General features: G+C 68.0%; 13 protein-coding genes. 9 read left to right on the top strand and 4 right to left on the bottom strand.

The features are described from left to right. Positions 1-193 precede the first annotated feature (193 nt). Together KBI52_RS23725 and KBI52_RS23720 are read right to left on the bottom strand one after the other, a co-directional pair. A complete protein-coding gene (locus KBI52_RS23725; RefSeq protein WP_173946135.1) occupies positions 194-1141 on the bottom strand; it encodes a DnaJ C-terminal domain-containing protein in 948 nt (315 codons plus the stop codon). A gap of 233 nt (positions 1142-1374) precedes the next feature. After that, positions 1375-1854, bottom strand: a complete 480-nt coding sequence (locus KBI52_RS23720; protein WP_262265533.1) for an RT0821/Lpp0805 family surface protein — start codon at positions 1852-1854, stop codon at positions 1375-1377. Positions 1855-1899: 45 nt separating this feature from the next. Here KBI52_RS23720 and pdxH point away from each other — a divergent pair, with 45 nt between their 5' ends. The 3 genes from pdxH (at position 1900) to KBI52_RS23705 (ending at position 3885) form a co-directional block, all read left to right on the top strand. Continuing rightward, positions 1900-2508, top strand: a complete 609-nt coding sequence (gene pdxH, locus KBI52_RS23715) for a pyridoxamine 5'-phosphate oxidase (protein ID WP_210811955.1) — start codon at positions 1900-1902, stop codon at positions 2506-2508. Between the two features lie 102 nt (positions 2509-2610). Further along, positions 2611-3333, top strand: a complete 723-nt coding sequence (locus KBI52_RS23710) for an SDR family NAD(P)-dependent oxidoreductase (RefSeq protein WP_371823206.1) — start codon at positions 2611-2613, stop codon at positions 3331-3333. Between the two features lie 120 nt (positions 3334-3453). Beyond that, positions 3454-3885: a hypothetical protein gene (locus KBI52_RS23705; protein WP_210811953.1), complete on the top strand. Its 432-nt coding sequence runs from the start codon at positions 3454-3456 to the stop codon at positions 3883-3885. Between the two features lie 7 nt (positions 3886-3892). Here the strand turns inward: KBI52_RS23705 and KBI52_RS23700 are convergent, their stop codons facing one another. Then, the gene (locus tag KBI52_RS23700; protein ID WP_210811952.1) at positions 3893-4963 is read right to left on the bottom strand and encodes a citrate synthase; all 1071 of its coding nucleotides are present in this window, start codon (positions 4961-4963) and stop codon (positions 3893-3895) included. A 75-nt stretch (positions 4964-5038) separates the two neighbouring features. Here KBI52_RS23700 and KBI52_RS23695 point away from each other — a divergent pair, with 75 nt between their 5' ends. From KBI52_RS23695 to KBI52_RS23680, 4 genes are all read left to right on the top strand, one after another. Next, a complete protein-coding gene (locus KBI52_RS23695; RefSeq protein ID WP_210811951.1) occupies positions 5039-6166 on the top strand; it encodes a citrate/2-methylcitrate synthase in 1128 nt (375 codons plus the stop codon). Beyond that, a complete protein-coding gene (locus KBI52_RS23690) occupies positions 6163-6612 on the top strand; it encodes an NUDIX hydrolase (RefSeq protein ID WP_210811950.1) in 450 nt (149 codons plus the stop codon). The genes KBI52_RS23695 and KBI52_RS23690 overlap by 4 nt, the downstream gene beginning before the upstream one ends. Further along, positions 6609-7208 (top strand): TIGR02301 family protein, encoded by a 600-nt coding sequence (locus tag KBI52_RS23685; RefSeq protein ID WP_247654598.1) that lies wholly within the window; start codon positions 6609-6611, stop codon positions 7206-7208. Before KBI52_RS23690 ends, KBI52_RS23685 begins: the two co-directional genes overlap by 4 nt. 302 nt (positions 7209-7510) lie before the next feature. Next, entirely contained in the window at positions 7511-7774 is a 264-nt protein-coding gene (locus KBI52_RS23680) for a hypothetical protein (RefSeq protein ID WP_051455320.1), read from the top strand. Between the two features lie 424 nt (positions 7775-8198). Here the strand turns inward: KBI52_RS23680 and KBI52_RS23675 are convergent, their stop codons facing one another. After that, positions 8199-9533: a dihydroorotase gene (locus KBI52_RS23675; RefSeq protein WP_210811949.1), complete on the bottom strand. Its 1335-nt coding sequence runs from the start codon at positions 9531-9533 to the stop codon at positions 8199-8201. Positions 9534-9605: 72 nt separating this feature from the next. Between KBI52_RS23675 and KBI52_RS23670 the strand changes: the two genes are divergently transcribed. Further along, a complete protein-coding gene (locus tag KBI52_RS23670; protein WP_210811948.1) occupies positions 9606-10484 on the top strand; it encodes a folate-binding protein YgfZ in 879 nt (292 codons plus the stop codon). A 106-nt stretch (positions 10485-10590) separates the two neighbouring features. Continuing rightward, the gene (locus KBI52_RS23665) at positions 10591-12534 is read left to right on the top strand and encodes a PAS domain-containing sensor histidine kinase (protein WP_210811947.1); all 1944 of its coding nucleotides are present in this window, start codon (positions 10591-10593) and stop codon (positions 12532-12534) included. Positions 12535-12630 lie beyond the last annotated feature (96 nt).

Raw genomic sequence — 12630 nt, 5'->3', positions numbered from 1 at the left:
AAGAAAGAACGGCCTCTTTAGCCGACGCGGCGTCAGGGGGGAAGACCTCTTGATGCGGCTTGAGACGATCCGGTCGGCTTGTGCTGTCCCTCGGGCCTCCACACCGCGTCATCACCGGGCTTGTGCCGGAGCCTCACGGGATCGGGATGGCCGGAACAAGCCCGGCCATGACGCAACAGGGTGACGTCAGCCCCTACTTGGCCTTCTCCGAGCGTCGCTTGCGGGCGTAATCCATCAGGTCCTCGTCCACCACCTCGGGCAGCCTGATCTCCGTCGTCACGAGCAGGTCGCCGTGCCCGGTCTTGGTGGGCAGGCCCTTGCCGCGCAGGCGGAAGGTGCGGCCCGAATTCGTCATGGGCGGGATCTTCATCTCCACCGATCCGGTCAGGGTCGGCACCCGCACGGGACCGCCGAGGACCGCCTCCTCGATCTCGACCGGCAGGCGCAGGCGCAGATCGGACCCGTCCGGGGTGAAGCGCTCATGGGGCGCGAACGCGATGGTGAGCAGCGCATCGCCGGGATCGATGCCGGGCGCGCCCTGGCCGAGGCCGCGCAGGCGGATCACCTGGCCGTCGCTGACGCCCTTCGGGATCACCACGTCCACGTCGCGCCCGGTGGAGAGCCGGATGCGCTTCTTGGCCTCCTGGGCGACCTCCTCCAGGGTCACGGTCAGGGTGGCGGAGACATCCTCGCCCTTTTGCGACCGGGCGCGGCCCTGCCGGGTGCCCTCGCCGCCTGAACGGAAGGCATCGGCGAAGAACTGGGAGAAGACGTCGTCCCCGAGATCAGCCCCGAAGGTGCTCCGGCTCGACCGGCGCGAGCCGCCGCCGAACCCGGAAAAGCCGCTGAACCCGGAAAAATCTTCCGACCGCGCCCCGCCGCGCCCGCCGCCGAAGCCCTCGAAGCCCTGGAAGCGCGGCTTGCCCTCCGCGTCGATCTCGCCCCGGTCGAACTGGGCACGCTTCTGGGCGTCGCCGAGGATTTCGTAGGCCGAGTTCGCCTCGGCGAACTTGTCCTTCGCCTTGGGATCGTCCTTGTTGCTGTCGGGATGGTAGGTCTTGGCGAGCTTGCGGAACGCCTTCTTGATCTCCGCTTCGCTCGCGGAGCGGGATACGCCTAGAACGTCGTAGGGGTTTCGCATCGTGAATCCATGAACCGTCGGATGGGGAGCCTAGAGCATCGGACCCAAAAGTGGACTGGCACTTTTGGGATCCATTCCGATGCTCATCCTCTGAGCCCGCGCATCGTTCGGGGCGGAAAACCGGATCCACTTTTCCGTGCGATGCGCTGGAGCTCAACGGGTTTGACGGTCATATGGGCGAAGTGTTGCCCGTTTGCAACGCCTCGGCCGCTGACAGCTTTACCTTGCCAAGGTCAGACCTTGGCCTGGGCCTTGATCGGCTTGACGTCCTTGATCGCCCATTCGCCGCCCGAAGGCCGGCAGGCCGTTCCGTTCAGGGAGGCGGAGGACGGACCGCTCAGATGGGCCGAGAAGGTGCGGCAGATCTCGTCGTTCTTCACGAAGGGCGCGCCCATCGGGGTGAAATTGCCCTTCATGCCGGTGGCGGGGTTGTCCCAGGACACCAGCGTGCCCGGCCCCTGCGGATCGAGAGCGACCGCCAGGGCCGCCTTGGCCCGGCGCCAATCCTCCTCGTCGAGATCGGCCGACAGGGGAGTGACCGCCTTGGCCGCGAGGGCGCCGGTGGATTTGGGCCCCTCGTCGTCCAGGGCGGACAGACCGAAGGAGAAGCTGCATGCGCCCGTGGACAGGGCGATCAGGCCCACGGCCAGCAGCTTGATGGCTTCGCTCCGGACAGCATCTGATCTATAACGGCGCGCATTGATCCGCGTCACGCGTCGGGTCCCCCCAGAACCTAAAGTCACAGAACGAGATAAGCATTGAACCCGTTAATAACCGGTGACTTCACTGAATCCGAAGAGCCCTTCGCGCTCTTCAAGGCCTGGATGGCGGAAGCCGAGGCTTCGGAGCCGAACGATCCCAACGCCATGGCGCTGGCGACCGTCGACGAGACCGGGCTGCCGAATGTCCGCATGGTGCTCCTCAAGAGCTTCGACGCCGACGGCTTCGTGTTCTACACCAACACGGAATCGAACAAGGGTCAGGAGCTCCTGGGCCAGAGGAAGGCGGCGCTCGTCTTGCACTGGAAGAGCCTGCGCCGCCAAGTGCGGGCCCGCGGCCCGGTGACCCTGGTGAGCGACGAGGAGGCCGACGCGTATTTCCAGAGCCGCCCGCGCGACAGCCGCATCGGCGCCTGGGCGAGCCAGCAGTCGCGCCCGCTGGAGAGCCGCTTCGCCCTCGAGAAGGCGGTGGCGCTCAACACGGCCAAATACGCCATCGGCGAGGTGCCCCGCCCGCCCCACTGGACAGGCTTCCGCATCGCGCCGGTGTCGATCGAGTTCTGGCAGGACAAGCCGTTCCGGCTCCACGACCGGGTCGTCTTCACCCGCGACGGCGACGGGTGGCGCAAGGTGCGCCTGTATCCCTGATCTCATCGAGCGGCATGGACCCCGATCCTGAACCGGGATAAGGGTCCAGGCCCTCCCACGCGAGAAACCCAGATGTCCTCCCCCAGCAATTCCCGCCGCATCATGCTGCTCACCGGCGCCAGCCGCGGCATCGGGCATGCCACCGTCAAGCGCTTCTCCGCGGCCGGGTGGCGGGTCATCACCTGCTCGCGGCACGGCTTTCCGGAAAACTGCCCGTGGGAGATGGGGCCGGAGGACCACCTCCAGGTCGACCTGGCCGACGCCCAGGACACCCGCCGGGCCATCGCGGAGGTCAAGGAGCGGCTCGCCGCCGAAGGCGGGTGCCTGCATGCGCTGGTCAACAACGCCGGCATTTCCCCCAAGGGCGGAGGCGGATCCCGGCTCGGCACCCTCGACACCCGCTACGAGGATTGGCTGCGGGTCTTCCAGGTCAATTTCTTCGCCTCGATCATGCTGGCCCGCGGCCTGCAGGACGAACTCACCAAGGCCAAGGGCTCGGTGGTCAACGTGACCTCCATCGCGGGCTCCCGGGTGCATCCGTTCGCGGGCGCGGCCTACGCCACGTCCAAGGCGGCGCTCGCGGCGCTGACCCGCGAGATGGCGGCCGATTTCGGCCCCCTGGGCGTGCGCGTCAACGCCATCTCGCCCGGCGAGATCGACACCGCGATTCTTTCGCCCGGGACGGAGAAGATCGTCGAGCAGCTGCCGATGCGGCGCCTGGGAACGCCCGACGAGGTGGCCAAGGCGATCTATTTCCTCTGCACGGAGGCGAGCTCCTACGTGAACGGCGCGGAGCTCCACATCAACGGCGGCCAGCACGTCTAGAGCATCGGACCCAAAAGTGGACCCACTTTTGGGTCCGATGCTCCAACCTCATTGAAGAGCGCATCGTTCATGCGGGCAACCGGATCCACTTTTTCGCACGATGCGCTGGACGGGAGATCCATGCACCTGCGGCATCCAGCACGAAGCCCGATGCAGGCCGTCATGGCCGTGCTGCTCTTCGGCGCGATGCAGCCGGCACAGGCCCAGGAGGCGCCAGAGAAGAACCCCTTCGCCGATCCCGACATGCAGCCCTCCTACCGCGCGCAATGCCACGAGGTCCGGGAGCTGACCAAGGATCGGGAGACAGGCGCGACCCGGGTCGACTTCAGCGTGACGGGCCCGCTCGCCCTCGTGCATTTCGACGGCACGCTTGCCTATCTGGGCCTGTGCGGCAGCGGGACCGATCCGAAGGTGCTCTGCGTCACGTATCAGACCAACGACATGAAGGTCGGTGACGTGGTGACGGTCGCGGGCGGCTACGGCCGGCCCAATGCCGACTTCATCGTCCTCGACCCGTGCCTGGCGCAGCGCCCGGAAGAGCCTACGGAGTAGGCCCCGTTCACGCCGCCTGGGCGGGCCAGGTCCCGACATAGCGCGACTGCGGCCGGATGATGCGGCCGGTGCGGCTCTGCTCGATGGCGTGCGCCACCCAGCCGGCCGTACGCCCGGCGGCGAAGAGCGGCGTGAACCCTTCGCGCGGGACCCCGAGGGCGTCGAGCAGGACGGCGGTGTAGAACTCCACGTTGGTGTCGAGTCGGCGTCCGGGCTTGCGGCGCTCAAGGGCTCTGAGGGCCGCGGCCTCCACGGCCTCCGCGAAGGCGATGCGGTTGTGCCGGCCCTTCAGCCGACCGACGGCGCCTTTGAGCACATCCGCCCGCGGGTCGCGCACCCGGTAGATCCGGTGGCCGAAGCCCATGAGACGCTCGCCTCGGGCCATGGCATCGTCGAGCCAAGCATCCGCGTTCTCGAGCGACCCGATGGCGTCGAGCATGTCGAGCACCGGACCGGGTGCCCCGCCATGCAGGGGCCCCTTGAGGGCGCACAGCCCGGCCACGACGGCGGACAGAATGCCGGCCTGCGTCGAGGCCACCACCCGGGCCGTGAAGGTCGAGGCGTTGAGCCCGTGGTCGATCACCGTCACGAGATAGGTGTCGAGGGCCTGCGCCTCGTCGGGCGCTCCTGGCGCGTCGCGCATCATGCGCAGGATGTCGGCCGCATGAGGGGCGGACGCATCCGGCTCCACCGGCGCAAGGCCCTGCGCACCCCGCACGGCCATGGCCGCCGCGACGCCCGCCGCACCGACCGCCAGGGCTGGATGGCCCTCCTCCGCGTCGGGCAGGCCCGACAGGAGCAGCCGCATGCCCTCGATGGGCGTGAGACCGGCCAGCCGGGGAGCCAGCGGCGCCAGATGACCCCAGGCCCGTGCCCGCGCCCGGCCGAGCAGCGCCCGGGGATCGGCGGCGATGTCCGGCACCAGGCCGGTCCAGAGCATGGCGACCACATCCTCGAAGGACACGCGACCGGCCAGTTCCTCCAGATCGTACCCGCCTATGATCAGACGGCCCGCCTTGCCATCCACATGGCTGAGAACGGTCTCGGCCGCCACCACGTCGTCAAGTCCGATACTCATGCTCTTTCTCCTTGCTGCAGGAGAACTTCGCGCCGGTCTTGCTCTTGGGTCAATCTTGAATCAACATATCAACATATGGATACCCGCTCCCTCGATCTCGCATCCGCCGGCGAGGCCTCGTCCCGCCTCGGCATCAGCCGGGCGAGCCTCTATGCCTATGTGAGCCGGGGCCTGATCCGCTCCTTCGCGTCGCCGCATGATCCGCGGCAGCGCCTCTACTCCGTCGAGGACGTGGAAACGCTGGCCGAGCGCAAGGTCCGCTTCCGCCGCCCCGCCGTCGCGGCAGCGACCGCGCTCGACTGGGGGCTGCCGGTTCTGGAGACGGGCATCACGCAGATCACCGACGGACGCCTGTTCTATCGGGGACAGGACGCCGTCGCGCTCTCCCGGACCGCCACCCTCGAGGACATTGCGCGCCTCCTGATCGGCGCGCTGGATGACGATGCCTTTCACCATACGTCCCAAATCCCAATGCCCCTGGGCGGCCCGGTCATCGGCCTCCACGCCTTCGTGGCGCAGGCCGTTCGCCTTCTGGCCGAGCCGGCCCTCAGGGAGACCCGGGCCACGGAGGTCGCGGCGATCCTGCGCCTCGTGGCGGCTGCCGCCGGTGGCGATCCGGGCGCCGAACCCCTGCACGCGCACCTGGCCCGGGCCTGGGGGGCTTCTCCACAGGCCGCCGACACGATCCGGCGCGCCCTCGTGCTGTGCGCCGACCACGAGCTCAGCTCGTCGGCCTTCGCGGTCCGGGTCGCGGCCTCCACGGGCGCGTCCCTGCGCCACGCGGTCATCGCCGGTCTCGTCACCCTGAGCGGCCCGTATCACGGGGGAATGACGGAACGGGTCAGGGCCTTCCTCGACAATCCCGGGACGACACCTCGGCCGGCCTTCGGGCATCGCCTCTATCCGGACGGCGATCCCCGCGCGAAGGCTCTCCTGGAGAACGTGCCGCTGCTCGCCTCGGACGCCACGACCCTCAGGGCCATCGCGGCCGGCGGGAGCACTCCCAGCGTCGATATGGCCCTCGTCATGATGGAGCGCGCCTATGGACTGCCGGTCGGGGCTGCGTTTACGGTCTTCGCCATCGGACGCACGGCCGGGTGGCTCGCCCACGCCATCGAGCAGCGCAGCCAGGCGGCCCTCATCCGGCCGCGGGCCCGCTATGTGGCGGCGGACGATTCCTCGGCCCGGATCTCCTCCCCATGACCTCAGACCGCCTCTACCCGTCCCGCCCGATCCTCGCCGCCTCCGTGGCGGTGATCCGGGACGGGCGCATCCTGCTCGCCGCCCGGGGCAAGCCCCCGAGCGAGGGATTGTTCTCCCTGCCCGGCGGCATGGTCGACACCGGGGAGACCCTGGGCGAGGCGGCGCTTCGGGAACTTCGCGAGGAGGTCGGGGTTGAGGCCAAGCTTATCGGTCTGATCGCCCCGGTGGAATTCATTGAAAGGGACGAGAAAGGCCATATAAAGCATCACGTCGTCATCGCCGCCCACGCCGCCCGCTGGGTTTCGGGCGAACCTCAGACAGGTCCGGAAGCAAAGGAAATCCGTTGGGTCACGGAACGGGACATCGCCGATCTGCCGATGACGGCAGGGCTCACCGGAATACTGGAACAGGCCTTCCGGCTCGCCCGCCAGGATTCAACGCCATGAGACGCGCGGGCCTGCTCCTCGTCGTTCCGGCCCTGTGGCTCGCAGTGCCTCAGCCGGCCACGGCCCAGGGCTTCTTCGAGCGGCTGTTCGGCCTGCCGCCGCGGCCGCAGCCGGGCCAGCCCGTTCCGCCGCCGCAGTACCGGCCCGTGCCGCAATCCCAGCCCCAGTTCCGCCCGCAGCCCCAGCCGCAGCAGCAGCGGCGTCCCCAGCCGCAGCAATCGCAGAGGCCGGCCGCCACTCAGCAATCGGCGCCGCAGCAGCAGGCGGAGCCCGCCCCGACGGTCGAGCCACCGGCCGCCCCCTACGAGAAGGAATTGCTGCGGCTCGCCGAGATCATGGGCTCCCTTGCCATGCTGCGCCCCCTCTGCAGCGCCCCCGATGGTTCGGAATGGAACCGGCGCATGCAGGTTCTGCTCGAGGCGGAAGGGACCACGCCTGGCCGCCGCGAACGCCTGGCCGGGGCCTACAACAAGGGCTACCAGGCCTATGCCCTCACCTACCGGGTCTGCACGCCGTCGGCCCAGGAGGCGTCCGTTCGGTTCCTGAGCGAGGGCGAACAGCTCGCCCGCAACATCACCGGCCGCTACGGCGGGTGAGAGCAAGGCGCCGCACGTCTCTCGTAGCGACACCCCGTGTCATGGCCGGGCGTATCCCGGCCATCCGGATTGTTCTTGGCTCTGCGACCTTCCGGTCGGGATCACCGGGACGAGCCCGGTGATGACAACGAAGGATCCAGAGGACGCGGAACGGGTGTTGCAGGGATGCCTCTTATCCACATTTTTCGGAAATGCCCCCCTCGCGTTAACCTCCTTGCAAGGTGATGCTGGCGGCGGGCCGGCGCGACGTCTAGAAACGACTCAACCGAACTCGCGCGCCGCCCCTCGAAGGGGCCTGGATCATGAACGACAACGACGTCCCTCTCACCGAGCTGCCCGAACTCAGCGCCCTCAAGCAGGCGGCCCTGAGCTATGTGACCGAGGCCTTCGCCGAGGCCGAGCTCGACGGGCTCGACGGCGACTGCATGGCGCAGGCCGCCCTCTTCGCGGCCTTTACCGAACTCGTCGCCACCTATGGCGAAGATGCCGTTGCGGAATATGCATCGACGCTCGTCGACAAGATCCGCAGTGGCGCATTCTCCATGGTGGGTGCGCTGAAGCATTGAGGGCGCGGCCCCTCAAGAATCCCACCCGAGAGACATCGGCTCATCGAACGCCGTGCTGCTGATCCCATCCTGCGGAAGGAGATCCGGCGTGGTTCAGTCTGAGTGAAACCTTTCCCGTCATGGCCGGGCTTGTCCCGGTGATGCTACGCAGAGCGTGTAGCGCACATCGGACGATCACCCTGCACGTCATCACCGGCCTTGTGCCGGTGATCCCGCTACTGTGAAGCGCCGCGCTCTCCTGGCCGGGATGGCCGGGACTGATCCCCTGATCAAGTCCGGAGACGGCCATGCTGTGCGGAGGGGGCCAGGACGTGGAGGGTGTCAGGAAGAACAGCGGGTTGGCGGGAAGTCAAAAAGCTCACTCCGATCTGGTTCGGAGCCGGCAGCCGACGGCTTGAACGGCAAGAGTGTCATCCCCGACGCATCACGAACCCATCGTCTCCTCGAACCGCACCACCTCGCCCTGCGAGGGCGTCTCGAGCGAGCCGTCCCACATCACCACATTGCCGCGCACGACCGTGCCGACGGGCCAGCCCGTCACCTTCTTGCCGTCATAGGGCGTCCAGCCGCACTTGGAGGCGATCCAGGCGTTGGTGATCGTCTCGGTGCGCTTGAGATCGACGATCGTGAAATCGGCATCGTAGCCCACCGCGATGCGGCCCTTGTTGGCGATGCCGAAGAGGCGCTTGGGTCCGGCGCTGGTGAGATCGACGAAGCGCTCGAGCGTGAGCCTGCTGGCATTCACGTGGTCGAGCATGATCGGCACGAGGGTCTGCACGCCGGTCATGCCGGACGGCGTGTTGGGATAGGTCTTGTCCTTCTCCTCGCGCGTATGCGGCGCGTGGTCGGAGCCGAGAACGTCCGCGACGCCCTCGTCGAGGCCCTGCCAGAGCGCCGCGCGATGCAAGTCGTCGCGCACGGGAGGGTTCATCTGGATGTAGGTGCCGAGGCGCTCGTAATCCTCCGGCCCGACGAGCGTCAGGTGATGGGGCGTGACCTCCGCGGTCACAAGGTCCTTGTGGTCCTTGAGAAGCGCCATCTCCTCGGCCGTCGTGATATGCAGCACGTGGATGCGCGCGCCCGTCTCGCGCGAGATGCGCACGAGGCGCCGCGTGCAGGCGAGCGCCACCTCGGCCGAGCGCCAGACCGGATGCGAGCGCGGGTCGCCCTCCACGCGAAGCCCCTTGCGCTCGCGCAGCATCGCCTCGTCCTCGGAATGGAACGCGGCGCGGCGGCGGGTGCGCCGCAGGATGCTGGCGATGCCCTCGTCGTCCTCGACGAGAAGCGACCCGGTGGACGAGCCCATGAACACCTTGATGCCGGCGGCGCCCGGCAGGCGCTCGAGTTCCGGCACGTCGGCGGCGTTCTCGTGCGTGCCGCCGACCCAGAAGGCGAAGTCGCAATGCATGCGGTGATGGCCGCGCCGCACCTTGTCGGCGAGCGCCTCCGGGGTCGTGGTCTGCGGATCCGTGTTGGGCATCTCGAACACCGCCGTGACGCCGCCCATGACGGCGGCGCGGGAGCCGGATTCGAGATCCTCCTTGTGGTCGAGGCCGGGCTCGCGGAAATGCACCTGGCTGTCAATCACGCCGGGCAGGATGTGCAGGCCCCGGCATTCGATCTCCCTGGCCGCGGAGGCCTGCGACAGGTCGCCGATGGCGGCGATCCGCCCGTCGCGCACGCCGATGTCGCGCTCCACGCGTCCGTCGTGGTTCACGACGATGCCGCCTTTGAGGATCAGGTCGAAGGTCTGGGGCATGGCAATCTCATCCCTTGAGGCCGCTGCGGAACGGGCATATGTCACGCCTGGAAGAGCAAGGAGAGCGGGCACATGCCGTCAGTCCATCTGGCCGACCGGGGCGTGGTAAGGGTTTCGGGCGAGGACGCCAAGAGTTTTCTCGACAACCTCATCACGTGCGATCTGGACCGTGTGTCGGCGCACATCGCCCGCCTCGGCGCCCTGCTGACGCCCCAGGGCAAGATCCTGTTCGATTTTCTCGTGTTCCAGGCCCCGCAGGAGATCGGCGGCGCCTATTACCTCGACGTGCTGAAGGTCCACGCCCCGGATCTCGCCAAGCGGCTCGGCTTCTACAAGCTGCGGGCGAAGGTGGCGATCGAGGACCTGTCCGATTCGCTGGCCGTCGTGGCGGGCTGGGACGCTCCGAAGCCGGACGAGGAGGCCGGCCTCGTGGTCGACGACCCGCGCCTGCCGGATCTCGGCTGGCGCGCCATCGTGGCGGCCCAGGATGCGGCGGAGTTCGGCCGGGATGCGGCGGAGGCGTATCACGCGCACCGCATCGCGCTCGGCGTCCCCGAGGGCGGCCGCGACTTCCTGTTCGGCGATGCCTTCCCGCACGAGGCCCTGATGGACCAGCTCCAGGGGGTGGATTTCGACAAGGGCTGCTATGTGGGCCAGGAGGTCGTCTCGCGCATGCAGCACCGGGGCACGGCCCGGACCAGGATCGTGCCGGCCCTCTACGAAGGCGGCTTCGCGGCGGATGTGGGCGTTGAGGTCACGGCCGGGGAGAAAGCCCTGGGCCGAACCGGGACCGGCGCCGAGGGCCGCGGCCTTCTGATGATCCGCCTCGACCGGGCGGCCGACGCGCTGCAAGCGGGCGAAACCATCCGGGCCGGCGGCATCCCGGTGCAGCTCGAGAAACCGGCCTGGATCCGCTTTCCCTTCCCGGGCGAAGCCGGCCCTGCGCCTTAAGTTCTAGCCGGTTTCGAGGAACCACCGGGACCCATCGGGGTTATAGACCACTGGGCCTGATCATGCGCCAAAGAAACGCGGACGGTCCTGTCGGGGAATTTTCTGGATGAATGCAGTGCCTGGTCATAGGACGTCGTCGGAGGGTCGCTTTCAACTCCTCGTCGACGCCGTCACGGATTACGCCATCTACATGCTCGACCCGACCGGTGTCGTGATCAGCTGGAATCCAGGCGCCCAGCGTTTCAAAGGCTATGTGGAAAGCGAGATCATCGGCGAGCATTTCTCGCGCTTCTACACGGACGAGGACAGGGCGACCGAGCTGCCGCGCCGCGCTTTGGAAACCGCCGCCCGCGAGGGCAAGTTCGAGGCGGAAGGCTGGCGGGTGCGCAAGGACGGCACCCGGTTCTGGGCGCATGTGGTCATCGACCCGATCCGCAGCCCGCACGGGGAGCTGATCGGCTACGCCAAGATCACCCGCGACCTCACCGAGAGAAAGCTGGCCCAGGAGGCCCTGAAGGAGAGCGAGGAGCGCTTCCGCCTGCTGGTCCAGGGCGTGACCGACTATGCCATCTACATGCTCGACCCCCAGGGCCGCGTGACGAACTGGAATCCAGGCGCCCAGCGCATCAAGGGCTATGCGGAGAGCGAGATCATCGGCGAGCATTTCTCGCGCTTCTACACGGACGAGGACCGGGCGACCGAGCTGCCGCGCCGCGCTTTGGAAACCGCCGCCCGCGAGGGCAAGTTCGAAGCGGAAGGCTGGCGGGTGCGCAAGGACGGCACCCGGTTCTGGGCCAACGTCGTCATCGATCCAATCCGGAACGACCGGGGCGAGCTGATCGGCTATGCCAAGATCACCCGCGACATCACGGAACGCCGAGCGACGCAGGAGGCGCTCGAAGCGACGCAGCTGGCCCTTTTCCAGGCCCAGAAGATGGAGGCCGTCGGCCAGCTCACGGGCGGCGTCGCGCATGACTTCAACAACCTTCTGACGATCATCGTCAACAACCTCGATCTCCTGACGCGCAACGCGCGCGATCCGCGCGACGTCAAGCTGATCGAGAGTGCGCAGCGCGCGGCCGAACGTGGCGCCAAGCTCACCCAGCAATTGCTCGCCTTCTCCCGCCGCCAGCCCTTGCAGCCCGATGCGCACAATCCGAACACGCTCATCGAGGGCTTCGAGTCGGTTCTGCGGCGAGCCTGCGGCGAGATGATCCGGCTGCAGCTCTCGCTGCCTCAGCGGACCCGATGGGTCTCGGTCGACGCGCCTCAATTCGAGTCCGCGCTGCTCAACCTCATCGTCAACGCGCGCGACGCGATGCCGAAGGGCGGCTCCATCAAGATCATGACGGGAAACGCCACCCTCGGCGAGCAGGAAGCGGCAGCGTCGAACCTGCCGCCGGGCCAGTACGTCTCGATCGCCGTGCAGGACACCGGAACAGGCATGACGCCGGACATCGTCGAGCGCGTGTTCGAGCCCTTCTTCACCACCAAGGAGATCGGCAAGGGCACGGGCCTGGGACTGAGCCAGGTCTATGGCTTCGTGACGCAGTCGGGCGGCGCGATCAAGATCGACAGCACCCCCGGCCAGGGCACCAAGGTCACCATGCTGCTGCCGGCCCAGGAAAGCGGCGACGAGGTGCCCGATGAGGAGGACGAGACGGAGCGTCCGGCCCGGGACAGCGCCGGGACCGTGCTGATCGTCGAGGACGAGCCGGCCGTCCTGGAGGTCGCGAGCGACATCTTCGACAGCCTCGGCTACGACGTGGTGACGGCGACCGACGCCAACGAGGCGCTCAAGGTGCTCGAGGATGACCCGTCCATCGACGTCCTGTTCAGCGACGTGATCATGCCCAACGGGATGAACGGGGTCGAGCTGTCGCGACGGGCCCGCGAGATGCGGCCCGATCTCAAGATCCTGCTCGCCTCGGGGTATCCGATGTCGGCCCTGCCCTCCGACGGCCTTGGCGCGGGCGTGTCGTTCATCAGCAAGCCCTACCGCTGGACCGAGCTCGCCGACAAGCTGCGGGCGCTCCGCACGCTCGGCTGACGCCCATCGTCCGGCGTGATGGAGAGCATCGGGATTTTTGATTGGTCCTGTCCGGCCTGAATCGCTAACATTCCCGGCCTGCTCCATCGGGAATGC

The sequence above is a fragment of the Microvirga sp. HBU67558 genome (assembly GCF_018069605.1).
In the GTDB taxonomy this organism is placed as follows: Bacteria; Pseudomonadota; Alphaproteobacteria; order Rhizobiales; family Beijerinckiaceae; genus Microvirga; species Microvirga terrae.
The sequence above is the reverse complement of the archived record's forward strand: the minus strand, read 5'-3'. Positions and strand labels throughout refer to the sequence as shown.